The 14,791-nt window shown below is 69.4% G+C and carries 14 protein-coding genes; 8 read left to right on the forward strand and 6 right to left on the reverse strand.

Features of this window, described 5'->3' with window-relative positions:
• The first annotated feature begins 31 nt into the window (after positions 1-31).
• Positions 32-1,444 (forward strand): D-alanyl-D-alanine carboxypeptidase family protein, encoded by a 1,413-nt coding sequence (locus ACLQ2Q_RS14285; protein ID WP_425821142.1) that lies wholly within the window; start codon positions 32-34, stop codon positions 1,442-1,444.
• On the opposite strand, the gene ACLQ2Q_RS14290 is transcribed toward ACLQ2Q_RS14285, so the two are convergent.
• Together ACLQ2Q_RS14290 and ACLQ2Q_RS14295 are read right to left on the reverse strand one after the other, a co-directional pair.
• Positions 1,349-2,836: a hypothetical protein gene (locus ACLQ2Q_RS14290; RefSeq protein ID WP_425821143.1), complete on the reverse strand. Its 1,488-nt coding sequence runs from the start codon at positions 2,834-2,836 to the stop codon at positions 1,349-1,351. The two genes, ACLQ2Q_RS14285 and ACLQ2Q_RS14290, sit on opposite strands and share 96 nt — an antisense overlap.
• The gene (locus tag ACLQ2Q_RS14295; RefSeq protein ID WP_425821144.1) at positions 2,833-3,531 is read right to left on the reverse strand and encodes a hypothetical protein; all 699 of its coding nucleotides are present in this window, start codon (positions 3,529-3,531) and stop codon (positions 2,833-2,835) included. The genes ACLQ2Q_RS14290 and ACLQ2Q_RS14295 overlap by 4 nt, the downstream gene beginning before the upstream one ends.
• Positions 3,532-3,658: 127 nt before the next feature.
• Between ACLQ2Q_RS14295 and ACLQ2Q_RS14300 the strand changes: the two genes are divergently transcribed.
• Together ACLQ2Q_RS14300 and ACLQ2Q_RS14305 are read left to right on the forward strand one after the other, a co-directional pair.
• Positions 3,659-5,104 (forward strand): DUF2252 domain-containing protein, encoded by a 1,446-nt coding sequence (locus ACLQ2Q_RS14300; RefSeq protein WP_425821145.1) that lies wholly within the window; start codon positions 3,659-3,661, stop codon positions 5,102-5,104.
• A gap of 67 nt (positions 5,105-5,171) precedes the next feature.
• Positions 5,172-7,043, forward strand: coding sequence for an alkyl/aryl-sulfatase (locus ACLQ2Q_RS14305; RefSeq protein ID WP_425821146.1), 1,872 nt, complete (start codon positions 5,172-5,174; stop codon positions 7,041-7,043).
• 23 nt (positions 7,044-7,066) lie between these two features.
• Here the strand turns inward: ACLQ2Q_RS14305 and ACLQ2Q_RS14310 are convergent, their stop codons facing one another.
• Positions 7,067-7,726: a hypothetical protein gene (locus tag ACLQ2Q_RS14310; protein WP_425821147.1), complete on the reverse strand. Its 660-nt coding sequence runs from the start codon at positions 7,724-7,726 to the stop codon at positions 7,067-7,069.
• 159 nt (positions 7,727-7,885) lie between these two features.
• On the opposite strand from ACLQ2Q_RS14310, the gene ACLQ2Q_RS14315 reads away from it, so the two are divergent.
• From ACLQ2Q_RS14315 to ACLQ2Q_RS14330, 4 genes are read left to right on the forward strand one after another with little or no spacing between them, the layout of a single operon-like run.
• Positions 7,886-9,649: a SulP family inorganic anion transporter gene (locus ACLQ2Q_RS14315; RefSeq protein WP_425821148.1), complete on the forward strand. Its 1,764-nt coding sequence runs from the start codon at positions 7,886-7,888 to the stop codon at positions 9,647-9,649.
• A gap of 10 nt (positions 9,650-9,659) precedes the next feature.
• Positions 9,660-10,331, forward strand: coding sequence for a GAP family protein (locus tag ACLQ2Q_RS14320; RefSeq protein ID WP_425821149.1), 672 nt, complete (start codon positions 9,660-9,662; stop codon positions 10,329-10,331).
• A gap of 47 nt (positions 10,332-10,378) precedes the next feature.
• A complete protein-coding gene (locus ACLQ2Q_RS14325; protein WP_425821150.1) occupies positions 10,379-10,807 on the forward strand; it encodes a DUF6325 family protein in 429 nt (142 codons plus the stop codon).
• A 9-nt stretch (positions 10,808-10,816) separates the two neighbouring features.
• Positions 10,817-11,191, forward strand: coding sequence for an SHOCT domain-containing protein (locus ACLQ2Q_RS14330; RefSeq protein WP_425821151.1), 375 nt, complete (start codon positions 10,817-10,819; stop codon positions 11,189-11,191).
• Positions 11,192-11,219: 28 nt separating this feature from the next.
• Here the strand turns inward: ACLQ2Q_RS14330 and ACLQ2Q_RS14335 are convergent, their stop codons facing one another.
• The gene (locus tag ACLQ2Q_RS14335) at positions 11,220-12,365 is read right to left on the reverse strand and encodes an AI-2E family transporter (RefSeq protein WP_425821152.1); all 1,146 of its coding nucleotides are present in this window, start codon (positions 12,363-12,365) and stop codon (positions 11,220-11,222) included.
• A 70-nt stretch (positions 12,366-12,435) separates the two neighbouring features.
• Here ACLQ2Q_RS14335 and ACLQ2Q_RS14340 point away from each other — a divergent pair, with 70 nt between their 5' ends.
• Positions 12,436-13,329, forward strand: coding sequence for a formylglycine-generating enzyme family protein (locus ACLQ2Q_RS14340; protein ID WP_425821583.1), 894 nt, complete (start codon positions 12,436-12,438; stop codon positions 13,327-13,329).
• A 63-nt stretch (positions 13,330-13,392) separates the two neighbouring features.
• Here the strand turns inward: ACLQ2Q_RS14340 and ACLQ2Q_RS14345 are convergent, their stop codons facing one another.
• Both ACLQ2Q_RS14345 and ACLQ2Q_RS14350 read right to left on the reverse strand, forming a co-directional pair.
• On the reverse strand, positions 13,393-13,770 hold the full coding sequence (locus ACLQ2Q_RS14345; RefSeq protein ID WP_425821153.1) for a PLDc N-terminal domain-containing protein: 378 nt from the start codon (positions 13,768-13,770) through the stop codon (positions 13,393-13,395).
• A 37-nt stretch (positions 13,771-13,807) separates the two neighbouring features.
• The gene (locus ACLQ2Q_RS14350) at positions 13,808-14,749 is read right to left on the reverse strand and encodes an HAD family hydrolase (protein WP_425821154.1); all 942 of its coding nucleotides are present in this window, start codon (positions 14,747-14,749) and stop codon (positions 13,808-13,810) included.
• Between the last annotated feature and the right edge of the window lie 42 nt (positions 14,750-14,791).

The raw sequence follows: 14,791 nt of genomic DNA on the forward strand, positions 1-14,791 counted from the left end.
ATACGCCCGTCGAGCGTTGTACCTTTGGCTCGTGACCGCTCCACATGCCGCGCCCGAGCGCACCGGGCGCTCCACGTCGCGCGCGGCCCTGCGGGCGGCGCCGACCCCCCGCGCGCTGGAGTGGGTCGACAGCACCGATGTCGCCTATACGACGACCACCTCCGGCTTCAGCCTCGGCACCGCCCCATACATCCCTGCCCCTCAGGCGGACCTCCTGACCGACGCGCCGCACCGCTCGCCGTGGCGGCCTGGCGTTCTCATGCCGGCGGCGCTGATCGGCCTTCTGGCCGGCGCCTACGCCGCCGCCACGCTGCTCTGGCCGCTGCACGCCGTCCCGCCGGTCGTGGAGGCTCTGACGGTGCAGGCCGTCGCGGCACCCGCGGCAGCGCCGCCGTGGCCGGTGGAGGGCGGCGCCGCGATCAGCGTGGCCGGGATGGGCGCGCCCCTCGCGTCGACCGCGGAGTCGACGCCCATCGCCAGCATCACGAAGGTGGTCACGGCGCTGCTGGTCCTGGATGAGATGCCCCTCGCCGTCGGCGAAGAGGGCCCCGAGTACCGCTTCACGGACCGCGACATGACGGCGTACTGGCAGTACCGCAGCGACGACGAGTCGGCGCTGGAGGTGCCCGTGGGCGGCACGCTCAGCCAGTACCAGCTGCTGGAGGGAATGCTGATCGGCTCGGCCAACAACTACGCCGACCACCTCGCCGCCGCCATCTGGCCCTCGGACGCCGTCTTCGCACGTGCGGCCAACGACTGGCTGCGCCTGCACGGGGTGCCCGGCATCACGATCGCCGACCCGACGGGCATCGACTCCCGCAATGCGGCGTCGCCCGAGGCGCTTCTCCCGCTCGCACAGCGGGCGATGTCGAACCCGGTGATCGCGGAGATCGTGGCGAAGACCGCGGTGGACCTGCCGGGGGCGGGATTGGTGGAGAACACCAACGGTCTGCTCACCGACGCCGGGGTGAAGGGGATCAAGACGGGGTCGCTGCGCGAGGACTGGAATCTGCTCTCGGCCAAGGACATCATGATCGGCGAGACGCCCGTCCGCCTCTATGCCGCGGTGCTCGGCCAGCCCGACGATGAGGAGCGCCTGGCCGCGTCCCGCGCCCTCTACGCCGAGCTCGAGGCGTCGCTGCAGTCGTTCCCCTCGGTCGTGAGCGGAACCGCGGTGGGCACCGTCACGACCGAGTGGGGATCGGATGTCGACATCCGAACCGCCGCCGATGCAGAGGTCGTGCTGTGGAACGGCGGGATCGGCTCGACCACGACCTCCTTCTCCCTCGGCGAGGCTCGCGGCGAAGGCGACGAAGTCGGCACGCTCTCGGTGAGCGGGCCGCTCGACTCAGACAGTACGACCGTCGTGCTCGCGGACGACATCGAGGGTCCCAGCGCCTGGTGGCGCCTGACCCACCCGCTCGAGCTCTTCGGCATCGACTGAGACGTCCGGATCGAGCGCCTCTGCGTCGACGACGAGAACCTCGGCGGACGGCCGTCGCACCAGCTCGCAGATCCACCAGACGAGGAGGGCGACGAGTACGACGGTGAAGATCTCGCCCACCCCGAGCGGACGCAGCAGCCACAGCCAGATGACAGCGAGCACCGCGATCACGGTGCGCACGAGCACGCGCTGGCGGTCCATCCAGATGCCGAAGCCGCCCGTGTGCGCACCCCGGGAGAAGACGGCTCGCCGGATCGAGTGGTTGAGGCTCGTGACCGCGCGGCGCGTGGCGACGGAACCCGCCCAGCGACCCTGCGTCCACGCGAAGACGGCGATCACGATCCCGAGCACCGTGAGCACGACGGCGGTCTGGCGCATGGCGCCGACGACCTGCTCGTAGATCGAGACGAGGGCACCCGAGGGAAGCCCGAGATTGCCCGCGGTGATCCCGACCACCGTCACGCCGCTGCTCAGCGCGATCACGAGGATCAGCCCACCCAGCGCCAGCCCGATGCCGGATCCGAGCACGGCCGTGGTCTTCCGGCGCGCGAAGGCGATCCCGGCGATGAACAGGGCGAGCATCAGCACGGGGATCCAATAGCCCGCCGTCACGGCGAGGTTGTAGATCACGCGGATGGTCGCGAGGGAGTCGCTCTGGGCCACGACGATGGTGCGGTTCACCTCGGGAATGGCGGAGGCGAAGGTGACCCCGCGGTCGACCAGCCTCTGCTTCACCTCGGCGACGATGGGGCCGAGTTGGATGCCGACGGTGCCGTCGTCCTCGATGACGACCGCGCCCGATTGGCCCCCGGTCGCCGCGGCGACCAGCCCTCGGTGGCTCGCGCGCAGGGCGCTGTCCCAGATGTCCTCGAACTGGGTCGACCCCACCACCCGCGAGACGGTCTGATCGATGAGACCCTCGACGCCCTGGATCGCCGGGGTGCGCAGCAGATCGATCGCCGCGAGCGCACGCGGCGGCAGATCCAGTTGTGCGATGCCGTCGAAGAGGTCGTTCGTGATGGTCGCGATGTCGACCTGCTCGTTCACGGCGGTCGTCACCTGGTCGATGACCATCGCCTGCACGTCGGGGTCATCCACGAGTGGCCCGAAGGTCGAGACGAACTGGTCGGGATCGACCAGCTCCACCCGCGCCCATGCACCGACGACGGACACGGGCACAAGGATCGACGCGATCACGATGCAGAGGGCGGAGACGAAGGCGCGCCATCCGTTCCGCTTCCTCGGCACGGGCTCGGCGCCCGCGACGAGCGGATCGATGGGAGCGGTCTCGGCGAGCGATGCGAGCCGCTCGTTCTCCGCTTCGAGGGCGGCGATCCGGGCCTTGAGGGCCTCGGCGTCATCTTTGGATGCGGCTGTTGCTGGCGAGGTCATGAGCCCATAGTGGCCCTCGCCGCTCCCCGACGGTAGTTCGAAACGAGAATGAGGATGCTGGCCGCGAGCACCCAGACGGGGAAGATCAGCGTCGCCCAGAGGCTCAGCGTCGTGACGAACAGCAGCACGAGGGCGACGAGATACGTGATCACCGCGAACCACCGGGGCATGACCCCCGTGCGCAGCCACATCGTTCCGAGGGAGATCAGCAGCACGCCGGCCATTCGCAGGGCGTAGACGTTGCTGACCTGGAGCATGACCGCCCGCCCGAAGGTCGCCACCTCCGTGCGGCTGCCATCGTCGCTGATCAGCGGAATGGTGGTGACGATCCCGCCGGCGAGCGCCGCCGTCATGAACACCATCGCCAGGAACAGCAGACCGCTGCCGATGAACACCGACGAGAAGAGCTGATCCTCGGTCTCCTTGAACCGGTCGCGGATCACGCCCATGAACCACAGGAACGCGATGCCGGCGAAGGGGACGAGCGCGAGCCCGATGTTCAGCCGCGCGGCGGCGCCGGCATCCAGCCAGCTCGAGTCGTCGGTCAGCCGGTCCGGCAGGGTCGAGCGCAGGAGCACCAGGGACGTCGTGAAGAGCAGCGCGAACAGCACACCTGCGAGAGCGGCGGCTCGCGGGGAGTTGAGCGGTCGTCTGACCGGGGCGGCGGCGGGCACGGGAGCAGCGGCATCCGACATGGATTCATCCCTTCTCGGTGACGCGCAGGCGTCGTGGGACTGACAGTATTCTGCCGAGCCGCCGGGTGACAGACTGTGGCCACCTCGGTGCCGTGCGGGACCGAACACGTCGATGTGAGGAGATGTCATGAGCGAGCACGCCACCGCAACGGATCCGATCCCGCCGCAGCCCTCGGACTTCGCGGGCCGCCATGCGTACGGCAGGGCGGTGCGGGTGCACACCCCGCGGTCGAGCCATGCCGAGTGGTTGCCGGGCGAGAACCGCACCGATCCGGTGTCGCTGCTCGAGGAGCAGGCCACCTCGCGCGTCCCCGAGCTGATCCCCGTGCGGCACGGACGCATGATGGTCTCCCCGTTCACGTTCTATCGCGGCGCCGCGCTGCTGATGGCGGCGGACCTCGCGACCACGCCGAGCACGGGGCTCACGGTGCAGCTCTGCGGTGACGCCCATCTGTCGAACTTCGGTCTCTTCGGCTCGCCGGAGCGCCGGCTGGTCTTCGACATCAACGACTTCGACGAGACGCTGCCCGGGCCCTTCGAATGGGACGTCAAGCGCCTCGTCGCGAGCTTCGAGATCGCCGGCCGGCATCGCGGCTTCACCGACGAGGAACGGCGCGAGATCCTCCTCGCGGCCGGCCGCGGCTACCGGGAGCGGATATTGAAGGCGGCAGGGGAGTCGGTGCTGGATGCCTGGTACGACAAGCTCGATGCCGAGCAGGTGCAGTCGTGGCTGCGGGAGGAGAAGGCGGCCGGCACGGCCGAGAAGCGACAGCTCAAGGGCTTCGAATCGATCGTCGCCAAGGCGCTCACGAAGGACCGGATGCGCGCCTTCGAGAAGCTCGTGACGAAAGAGGGCGGTCGCCTGCGTATCGTCTCCGAGCCACCCATGATCGTTCCGGTGGAGGACATCGTCGGCTCCAGCCAGAGCACCGAACAGACGGAGGCCGCGATGCGGGAGATCCTCGCGTCGTACCAGACCACTCTTCCCTCGAGGCGACACCCGCTTCCCGAGTACACCTACGTGCACATGGCCCGAAAGGTCGTCGGGGTCGGCAGCGTGGGGACCCGTGCCTGGATCATCCTGCTCACCGGCCGTGACGACGCCGACCCGCTCTTCCTGCAGGCCAAGGAAGCGCAGGAGTCCGTGCTCGAGCGCTTCCTCGGTGCGAGCGAGTACGAGGAGCACGGCGAGCGCGTGGTGCGCGGCCAGCGGATCATGCAGGCCTCGAGTGACATCTTCCTCGGCTGGCAGCGGGTGCAGGCCCCGCAGGACGGTGTCTCGCGGGACTTCTACGTGCGACAGCTGCACGATTGGAAGGGCTCGCTCGATCCGGAGGTGATGGTGCCCCGTGGTGCGCTGCTGTACGCCCGCATCTGCGGCGAGACCCTGGCGCGCGCACACGCCCGCTCCGGCGACCGCGTGGCGATCGCCGCGTACCTCGGCAAGTCGACGACCTTCGAGGAATCCATCGCCGATTTCGCCGAGGCCTACGCCGAGCAGAACGACGCCGATTATCAGGCCTTCATCGCGGCCATCGACTCTGGCAGGCTGAAGGCGACCCCGGGCCTCTGACTTCTCCTCCGGATGCCGGCAGCTCGGGCATTCCGCCGCACCACCCCGCCATTCGGAACGGATCCCCATGCAGAACAAGCCCGTCACGCCCGCCGTCGAAGAGGCCCACCGGGCGCTCTCCGCCTCGCTGCCGTTCGCCGACACCTCCGACTTCGACGACGCCGACCGCGGCTTCGTCGCGGCCCTCGTGCCAGGTGTCATCACGCGGCCCGACGGCCACGTGGTGTGGGACAACGACAGCTACGCCTTCCTCCACGGCGACGCCCCGGCATCCGTGCACCCGAGCCTGTGGCGTCAGTCGCAGCTCGTTGCGAAGCAGGGCCTCTACGAAGTCGTCGAGGGCATCTACCAGGGCCGGGGGTTCGATCTGTCGAACATCACCTTCGTCGAGGGCGACACCGGCGTCATCGTCATCGATCCGCTCATCTCCACCGAGACGGCCGCGGCCGCGCTCGCCCTGTATCGCGAACACCGCGGCGAGCGCCCCGTGGTGGCGGTGATCTTCTCGCACAGCCACGTCGACCACTTCGGCGGGGTCTTCGGCGTCACCAGCGAGGCCGAGGTGCACTCGGGCGCCGTGCAGGTGATCGCCCCCGAGGGCTTCGTCGAGCACGCGGTCGCCGAGAACGTCTACGCCGGCACCGCGATGTCACGGCGGGCCGGCTACATGTACGGCGCCGTACTCGCCCGCGGGCCGCAGGGCCAGGTCGGGGCCGGTCTCGGCCAGACGACCTCCAGCGGGGAGGTGGGCATGATCGTCCCCACCCTGGAGATCACGACCACCGGCGAGACGCACGTCGTCGACGGCGTCGAGATCGAGTTCCAGATGGCGCCGGGTACGGAGGCGCCGTCGGAGATGCACTTCTACTTCCCGAAGTACCGCGCTCTCTGCATGGCGGAGAACGCCACCCACACCCTGCACAACCTGCTGACACTTCGCGGGGCGCTCGTTCGAGACCCCCACGTCTGGTCGCAGTATCTGACGGAGGCGATCGACACGTTCGGGGACCGCACCGACGTGGCGTTCGCATCCCACCACTGGCCGACCTGGAGCCGGGAGCGGGTGGTGCAGTATCTCTCGATCCAGCGCGATCTCTACGCCTACCTGCACGACCAGACCTTGCGCCTGATCAACCAGGGTTACCAGGGTGCGGAGATCGCCGAGCTCATCCAGCTGCCCCCTGCGCTCGAGAACGCGTGGAGCACGCACGGCTACTACGGTTCGGTGAGCCACAACGTCAAGGCGATCTACCAGCGGTACATGGGCTGGTTCGACGGCAACCCGACCCGCCTCTGGCCGCACCCGCCCGCCGAGCAGGCCAAGCGCTACGTCGAGGCACTCGGCGGCCTCGACCGCGTCGTGGAGCTCGCCCAGGCGGCCTTCGATGCCGGTGACTTCCGGTGGGCGGCCACACTGCTCGACCACGCGATCTTCACGGAGGAGCACCACGCCGCCACCCGCGCACTGCTGGCGGACACCCTCGAGCAGCTGGGCTACGGGGCCGAGAACGGCACGTGGCGCAACTTCTTCCTCTCCGGGGCGACCGAGCTGCGCGACGGCAACTTCGGAACCCCCACCGCCACCTCTGCTCCGGCGATCGTCGCGCAGCTCACGCCGGAGCAGCTCTTCGACGCGCTCGCGATCTCGGTGAACGGCCCCAAGGCGTGGGACCTCGACCTCTCGATCAACGTCGTCTTCACCGATCTGGATGCCGCCTACCGGCTGACGCTCCGCAACGGCGTGCTCATCCAGCGCAAGGCCGAGATCGACCCCGGCGCGACGGCCACCATCACGACGACGAAGCCTCGCCTGCTCGCGGTGATGGCCGGCGACGTCAGCTCCCCCGGGCTCGACATCACGGGCGACGCCACCGCGCTCAGCACCCTGATGGGTGTGCTCGACCAGGGCGACCCGGCCTTCAACATCGTCGTTCCCTGACGAGGGCGTCTCGGATCACGCCGTCAGACGCGGACGGGGAACGTCAGCAGCACGACCAGGCCGACGAGCGCGAGGCCGCCGGCGAGGCCGAGGATGATTCGGGTGGCCAGCGGCGAGATGCCTCGCTGCGCGATCGCCGCCAGGAAGAGCACGAGGGCGAACATCACGGTCATCAGCGAGTAGTTGTCGCCCTTCTCGTTGAAGTCCAGGGCCTCGGCCTGCTTGGCATCCGCGCGCTCCTTCGCCGCCGCCGCCTTCTCGGTTCCGGGCGGCACGTACTCGGGGCGCTGGAACGGACCCCGCTCCTCCTGGCCGTCTGCCATCCATGCGTCGAAGGCGGCGGCGAACTGCTCCGAGAACCGGGCCTCGATGTAATCCGCCAGCTCGGTGTCTCCATTCGCCTCGGCGAGCACCCACTGCGAATAGACGGCGAGGTCGAACCCGCGGGCGTCTCGGGCCTGGCTGTCGTAGTCGGCGGCTTCGATGCGCGCCGCGGATGCCTCGCTGAATGCGACCGAGGAGTCGCCTCCCCACTTGTTCGACTCGAAGCCGCACCACGCCGTCAGCACCGCGACGAGGGACAGCAGGATGACCGCGATGAGCTCGTGCGCCTCGCTGTACCTGGGCGGCCCGTCGGCGGGAGGCGTCGCGCTCGCAGTCGTCGTCGCGGGGAGTCGGCTCATAGGGCTACGGTATTGCCCCTCTTCCGGTGGGCCGGGCATGCTCGTCATCCGATCCATGTGAAAGTCGGTCCATCCGGCGTCATTCGCTGGCAGCCCCTCCGTGCGGGCGATAGGTTCGGGATGCCGCGTTCCGCGGCGCCCTCGCCCTTCGGAGCCTTGATGCAGAAGCCGCTCGCCGGACTAACGCGACAGAACGTCGTTCGCGAAGCCGTCGCGGGTGTGACTCTGCTCGCGATCGCGATCCCGCTCAACATCGGCTACGCGCAGATCGCCGGGCTCCCGCCGACCGCGGGGCTCTACGCGCTGGTGGTGCCCACCGTGATCTACGCGCTGGTGGTCTCCTCCCGGCAGCTGGTGCTGTCTCCGGATGCCGCGGCCGCGGCCCTCGTGGCGTCGTCGATCGGCGGTCTCGCCGTCGCGGGTTCGCAGGAGTACGCGACGCTCGCCCTCGCACAGGCGATCCTGTCCGGCCTGATGTTCCTGCTGCTCGCGGTCTTCAAACTCGGCTTCCTCGCGAACTTCCTCTCGAAGCCGATCCTCGTCGGCTTCGTCGGAGGCCTGGCCCTCGACATCCTGATCAGCCAGATCGCCAAGATGCTCGGGATCTCGATCAACTCGGGTGGTGAGTTCGTCGAGAAGCTCACCGACCTCGTGCTCGGGCTGCCGACGACGAATGTGATCTCGCTGACGATCTCCGTCCTCTCCGTCGCCATCCTGCTGCTCGGCAAGCGCTACCTCGGGGCGGTCCCCTGGGCCCTCGTCGTGCTCATCCTCGCGACGATCCTCGTGATGATCGCCGACCTCGACGATGCGGGGGTCGCCGTGCTCGGCGAGGTCCCTGCCGGGCCGCCGGCCCTCACCTGGCCGGTCCTCGAGTGGGCGGCATGGCTCTGGCTCATCCCGTCCGCGATGGCGCTGACGATGGTGACCACGGCCGAAGGCCTCCTGGTCGCGCGCTCCTACGCAGAGAAGAACCGCTACCCGACGAGCCCCAATCGCGACCTGTTCGCTTTCGGCCTCGGCAATATCGCCGCCGGCGCGAGCGGGAGCTTCGCCATGGGATCGTCGACGTCGCGCACGGCGGCGATGGACCAGACCGGGTCGCGCACGCAGCTGCCCTCGCTCGTTCTCGCGGCGGGAACCCTCCTGCTGCTGCTCTTCGGCACCGCCCTCCTCGCCGACATCCCCTCGCCGGCGATCGGCGCGATCGTGGCCGTCGCGATCCTGCCGCTCCTCGGCATCCGCGAGTTCCGCTCGCTGTGGCGTCTGGACCGCTTCGAGTTCCTCGTGGCGGCGACGTGCTTCCTGGTCACGCTGTTCATCGGCTCGATCCCCGGCATCGTCGTCGCCTTCGTGCTCGCGCTGATCAACCTCGCCAAGCGCGCCGCCAACCCCGCGATCGACGTGCTGGCGACGAACGACTCGCCCACCGACTCCCTCCTCGACGGGAGCCCCGCAGGCTCTGTGACGGTGCCGGGCGTCGTGGTGATCCGGCTCGCCGCACCCCTGTTCTTCGCCAACGGCGACGTCTTCTCGCAGGCGGTCAAGCAGGCGGTGAGCCAGTCGCATCAGGGGCCTGTGCACGACCTGGTCATCGACATGGAGGCGGTCAGCGATGTCGATGTCACCGCGGCCGAATCGTTCGCGGCGCTCAAGGGGTGGCTGCGCGGCGAAGGCGTGGTGTTGTCCTTCAGCCGCGTCCGCCCCGGCGCGCGCGAGCGCCTCACGGTGTTCGGAATCCTTGAGGGAGAGACCGTGTACCCCACGAACCGGGCAGCGACCGACGCTCTCGCGCCGCCCATGGGATGGCGTGAAAAGCTGCGCGACCGCCTCTTCGGCCACCCGGCCGTCCCCGAGCACCCGGACGTACCGGCCCCGGGCGCGCCGACGGAAGCCGCTCACATCACCCGCAGCAGCAACTAGACAGGACATCATGGGCCAGGTACTCGGAGACATCCTCCCCCTCGCCGTCGGAGTCGCGATCAGCCCGATCCCGATCATCGCGGCAATCCTGATGCTGCTCTCGCCCAAGGCGAAGGGCACGAGCGTCGGCTTCCTGCTCGGCTGGGTGGTCGGCATCGTCGTCGCCGTGACGCTCTTCACGCTTCTCTCGTCGGTGCTCCCCGAGAACGATGACAATGCCGCCAAGCCTGTCCAGGGCGTCATCCAGCTGCTGCTGGGGGCGGGGCTGCTCTTCCTCGCCCTCCGGCAGTGGCGCTCCCGCCCGGCCCCCGGTGAGCAGGCCGCTCTGCCGAAATGGATGTCGGCGATCGACACGATGACGGCCGGAAAGGGATTCGGGCTCGGCTTCCTCCTCGCCGCCGTCAACCCCAAGAACCTGCTGATGGGCGCCGGCGCGGGCCTCGTCATCGGTGGCGCGGGCCTGGAGGCGGGCGCGACCGTCGTGGCGATCCTCGTGTTCACCCTTCTCGCGGCCTGCTCCGTGGCGATCCCCGTGATCGCCTACCTCGTCGCCGCGAAGAGCATGGCCGGACCCCTCGAGTCGCTGCGGACCTGGCTCGTACAGAACAACGCGACCGTCATGGCCGTGCTGCTCCTGGTGATCGGCGCCGTGCTGATCGGCAAGGGGATCGCGAGCTTTTAGACACCCCGCGCCCGCGTTCGCGGGCGCCGGAGAAGAAAGGAAACGGAATGGTTGATTTCAAGTACGGTCCTGTCGAGCTGTATCTCGTCGGGTTCGAGGGGGAGCGGCCCTCCCCCGGCGTGTTCGGCGCCCTGGCCGACCTCATCGAGGCCGGGCTGGTGCGCCTGCTCGACCTCGTGATCATCTCCAAGTCGGAGAACGGTGACCTCGAGGTCGTCGAGATCGAGGACGAGGCCGAGAACTTCGGGCTCGGCAACCTCGAGCTGGTCGCGCTCGGTCTCGCGGGCAGCGAGGACATCGAGGAGTTCGCCGAGCTCATCCCGCCCGGCGCTTCGGCAGTGCTGCTGGCGCTGGAGCTGCTGTACGCCCGCGCACTCGCGAGCAAGGTCGCCGAGTCCGGCGGCGTCGTGCTGCGTACCGAGCGCATTCCCGCACCGATCGTCAACGCGGTCATCGACGCCGCAGAAGAGAACTAGGAGAAGAAGATGCCCCTTCGCAGAATGGGACGCCCGGGCCTCGTCGGCCTCGCCGCCCGCACCGCCGTCGTCGCCGGCACCGCCACCGCGGTCAGCGGCGGCATGCAGCGCCGCCAGCAGGGCAAGGCGCAGGACCAGTACGAGCAGGAGCAGTACGAGGCGGCGCAGCAGCAGGCGCAGATCGACGCCGCCGCTCAGGCGGCGGCGGCGCAGTACGCGCAGCCGCAGTACGCTCCCCCGCCTCCGCCGGCACCCGCCGCGCCGGCCGCGGCCGCGGGTGGCACCGACATCGTGGCGGAGATCCAGAAGCTCGCGGCACTGAAGGACGCGGGCGTGCTGAGTGACGAGGAATTCGCCGCCGCGAAGGCCAAGCTGCTCGGCTGAGCGACCGCCGAGCCCGAGGAGTCGCGCGTCAGCGCGAGCGTCCGACCGGCCCCCGTCCCCGCTTCTGCGGCGGCGGGGGCCTCTCGCCGCCGCGGGCGGGCATGGGAGACGCGGCCGCTCGAGGCGCGGCATCCGTGTCACCCGACAGCCACCGCAGCCACAGCGCGTCCGGATCGCCCTCCAGCACGAGTGTGCGCACCAGCAGCGTGAGCGGGATGGAGAGGATCGCGCCGAGCGGGCCGATGATGAACGTCCAGAAGATCACCGAGAAGAAGCTCAGCGTCAGGCTGAGGTTCACCGCGTCGCTGACGAACTTGGGCTGCACGAGCACCTGCAGGGTCACGTTCACGACGCAGTAGATCGCGATCACGATGAGCATCAGCGGCCAGCCCCCGACCACGAGCGCTAGCAGCGCGGGCGGGATGAGCCCCAGCACGAAGCCGATGTTGGGCACGAAGTTCGTCACGAACGCGAGGATCGCCCAGACGGCCGGAACCGGGATGCCGAGGGCCCACAGGGCGAGCCCGTCGACGATCGCGACCACGGCGCCGAAGCTCGCGTTGACGACGTAGTACCGGCGGACCCCCGAGTTGAAGCGCCCGATGCGCTCGAGCGTTCCCCGCCGCGCCGCTCCGAAGCGCTGGGCCGCGTTCTCGTAGCGCGCGCCGTCGGCCGCCATGAAGATGACGTACGCGAGCACGAAGAAGAACGCGGTGAGGATGCCGAGCGCCGTGCCGCCGAGGGACGTGGCCAGCCCCACCAGCGCGGAGGGGTCGAGCACGCCGGCCGCGGCATCCGCCGCCTGCTCGTCGAGCCCCACGGACTGCAGCCAGGCGACGACGTTGTCGGCGGTCGCCTCGAGCTCATCGGCATAGTCGCCGATGAGCAGCACGAACTGCCTTCCGGCGTAGAAGAGCAGGAACGCGAGGATCGCAAGGATGACGTAGGCGACGACGATCACCGCTGTCGTGGCGAGCCAGCGCGGCCAGCCGCGCCGCTCGAGGGGCCGGCGGAGGGGCTGGCAGATGATCACGAGCACCGCACCGAGCACGAGCGGGCCGACGAGCTCGCGCGCGAAGTACAGGCCGGCGAGCGCGATCACCGCGGCGGCGAGGCCGAGCAGCGTGCGCAGCATCGGTGACAGCAGCGCCGGAGATTCATCGTTTCGTGGCATGGCGGCCTTTCCGGGGGCCAGACTATCGGCCGCCTCTCCCGGCGCAGGTTAGCGTTGGGGGGTGGCCGAGATGATTGCGATCCCGGGCGGCACGCTGCGTATGGGGTCCGCCGAGTTCTACCCCGACGAGGGACCGGTGCACGAGCGGGTCATCGAGCCTTTCGAGCTCGATGCGCACCCGGTCACCAATCAGCAGTTCGCCGCCTTCATCGAGGCGACGGGCTACGTCACGGTCGCGGAGCGCGACCTCGATCCCGCCGACTTCCCCGGAGCCGATCCCGCAGAGCTGGTGCCGGGCGCCCTGGTGTTCACCCCGACGGCCGGCCCCGTGGACCTGCGCGATTGGCGGCAGTGGTGGCGCTGGCAGCCCGGCGCCCGCTGGCGCGAGCCGTTCGGGCCCGGTTCCTCCATCGACGAGCGGCCGCGGCATCCGGTTGTGCATGTGAGCTTCGAGGATGCGACCGCGTACGCCGAATGGGCCGGCAAGCGGCTCCCCACCGAGGCCGAGTGGGAGTGGGCCGCGCGGGGCGGGCTCACCGGCGCGCGGTTCGCATGGGGCAACGAGCAGAATCCGGCGGGCGAGGTGCTGGCGAACACGTGGCAAGGCGCATTCCCCTACCGGAATACCGGTGCCGCGGGCTGGGTGGGAACATCTCCGGTCGGCACCTTCCCGGCGAACGGATACGGCCTGATGGACATGACCGGCAACACGTGGGAGTGGACGAGCGACTACTACGAGCCGCGGCATCCCCTTCCCGGTGTCTCGGGCGTCGACGCCGGCCTGCGGACGAATCTCCTCGCGGCCCGGAGCGCAGAGCCGGGCTCTCGCATCCCGCGGCGGGTGCTCAAGGGCGGCTCTCACCTCTGCGCGCCTGAGTACTGCCTGCGCTACCGCCCCGCTGCGCGCAGCGCCCAGGCCGAGGACACCGCCATGACGCACATCGGATTCCGCTGCGCACGCTGAACGGCGACCTCTCTCGAGGCCGGCGCCGCCGGGGTGGTCACCCCTCGAGACTATCCACGGTGATCAGCCGGTTGCGCGCAGCGCCTTGTCCTTGATCGCCTCGTACTCGCCCTGGCTGATGACGCCCTGGTCGGCGAGCGCCTTGGCCTTGCTGATCTCGTCGGCAGGATTGTCGAACCTTCTCGGCTTGTAGTCGTCGTCCTCCGCGACGGTCTGATTGCCGTACGCCCGCCGCTCGGCCATGCCCTTGCCGCGCGCGATCAGGTAGATCAGCGCGCCGAGCGCGGGGAAGAAGCAGATCAGGATGATCCATCCCGCCTTGCCCCAGCCGCTCACGGTGTGGTCGCTGAAGAGGTCGAAGATGATGAAGATGACGACGCAGATGAACGAGATCCATATGAACGCCCAGAACAGCCAGACCAGGTAATCGGAGAAGCCCATGTCGGACCCTTTCTTGTTTGGTGGGGGAGCGCCGCGGTCAGCTCGCGGGCTCCGGGGGGAAGACGGTGCTCCAGTCGTGCTTGACGCTGACCCGGGTGATGGGCCCGGCACTCGCGAGCGCGAGCGCCTGTTCGGCGCCCTCGTCGTAGGGGTCATCGCCGCGCCCCGTGTCGTCGTCGTGGTGGATCAGCAGGGAGAAACCCGGGCGGTCGGGTGAGTGAGCGAACCTCAGCATGGGGATGTCGCCGTTCGAGTTGCCGCCCGCGAACAGGGGGCGCCGCCCGATGCGCGACCAGATCCGCACCGGCTTCTCGGGCCCGTCATCCATGAAGGAGAAGGACGCCCCGTAGCGGACGACGTTCCCCTCCGCGTCATACGCGAGCCCCAGCGCCGAGCCGATGACCCGCTCAGGGGGAATGCCGTAGGCCGCCTCCGTCATCGGACGCATGAAATCGCGGTCGCCGCCGGAGACGATGTAGCACGTGAAGCCGTGCTGCTCCAGATAGCGGAGCAGCTCGAGCATGGGCTGGTAGACGACATCCGCGTAAGGTCGGCGCAGAACGTGGTGCGTCGCATCGCGGTAGAACGCGGCGACCTCGCTCTCGTAGTCCTCGACGCTGACTCCGTCGGTCAGGGACACCAGCGCGCCGATCATCGTCCGGAGATCCTCGTCGTCGCCCGCATAGTGCTTGTCGAGGGCTGCTCCGAGCCACCCCAGGTCGCCGGCTGCGACAGCCCGGTAGGGCTGGCGCTCCGCCAAGGAGGGGTCGTGCTGCGCATGGGCCGCCCACTTCTCGACGATGTAGGCGAGTTGCGTCGGCATCGGCTTCTCGGTCCAGAGCGTGCCGTCGTTGTCGAACACCGCGATGCGCTCGGCGATCGGCACCGCGTCGGCGCCGTCGCCGCTCACCGACTCGACGAAGTCGATGATGGCGCGGCGAGTCGCGGTGTCGCGCCAAGACGGGAGCAGCTTCGGCACGGTGTCCTCTCACAGGTTGTTGCGAGTCCGAACCTACTCCCT

Origin of the sequence: Microbacterium sp. DT81.1, assembly GCF_049844955.1 — a bacterium.
In the GTDB taxonomy this organism is placed as follows: domain Bacteria; phylum Actinomycetota; class Actinomycetes; order Actinomycetales; family Microbacteriaceae; genus Microbacterium.

What these genes read in the sequence shown, in the direction of transcription:
- ACLQ2Q_RS14290 (WP_425821143.1), bottom strand. Translation starts at nt 2,836, where the DNA reads ATGACCTCGCCAGCAACAGCCGCATCCAAAGATGACGCCGAGGCCCTC.
- ACLQ2Q_RS14295 (WP_425821144.1), bottom strand. Translation starts at nt 3,531, where the DNA reads ATGTCGGATGCCGCTGCTCCCGTGCCCGCCGCCGCCCCGGTCAGACGA.
- ACLQ2Q_RS14300 (WP_425821145.1), top strand. Translation starts at nt 3,659, where the DNA reads ATGAGCGAGCACGCCACCGCAACGGATCCGATCCCGCCGCAGCCCTCG.
- ACLQ2Q_RS14305 (WP_425821146.1), top strand. Translation starts at nt 5,172, where the DNA reads ATGCAGAACAAGCCCGTCACGCCCGCCGTCGAAGAGGCCCACCGGGCG.
- ACLQ2Q_RS14310 (WP_425821147.1), bottom strand. Translation starts at nt 7,726, where the DNA reads ATGAGCCGACTCCCCGCGACGACGACTGCGAGCGCGACGCCTCCCGCC.
- ACLQ2Q_RS14315 (WP_425821148.1), top strand. Translation starts at nt 7,886, where the DNA reads ATGCAGAAGCCGCTCGCCGGACTAACGCGACAGAACGTCGTTCGCGAA.
- ACLQ2Q_RS14320 (WP_425821149.1), top strand. Translation starts at nt 9,660, where the DNA reads ATGGGCCAGGTACTCGGAGACATCCTCCCCCTCGCCGTCGGAGTCGCG.
- ACLQ2Q_RS14325 (WP_425821150.1), top strand. Translation starts at nt 10,379, where the DNA reads ATGGTTGATTTCAAGTACGGTCCTGTCGAGCTGTATCTCGTCGGGTTC.
- ACLQ2Q_RS14330 (WP_425821151.1), top strand. Translation starts at nt 10,817, where the DNA reads ATGCCCCTTCGCAGAATGGGACGCCCGGGCCTCGTCGGCCTCGCCGCC.
- ACLQ2Q_RS14335 (WP_425821152.1), bottom strand. Translation starts at nt 12,365, where the DNA reads ATGCCACGAAACGATGAATCTCCGGCGCTGCTGTCACCGATGCTGCGC.
- ACLQ2Q_RS14340 (WP_425821583.1), top strand. Translation starts at nt 12,436, where the DNA reads ATGATTGCGATCCCGGGCGGCACGCTGCGTATGGGGTCCGCCGAGTTC.
- ACLQ2Q_RS14345 (WP_425821153.1), bottom strand. Translation starts at nt 13,770, where the DNA reads ATGGGCTTCTCCGATTACCTGGTCTGGCTGTTCTGGGCGTTCATATGG.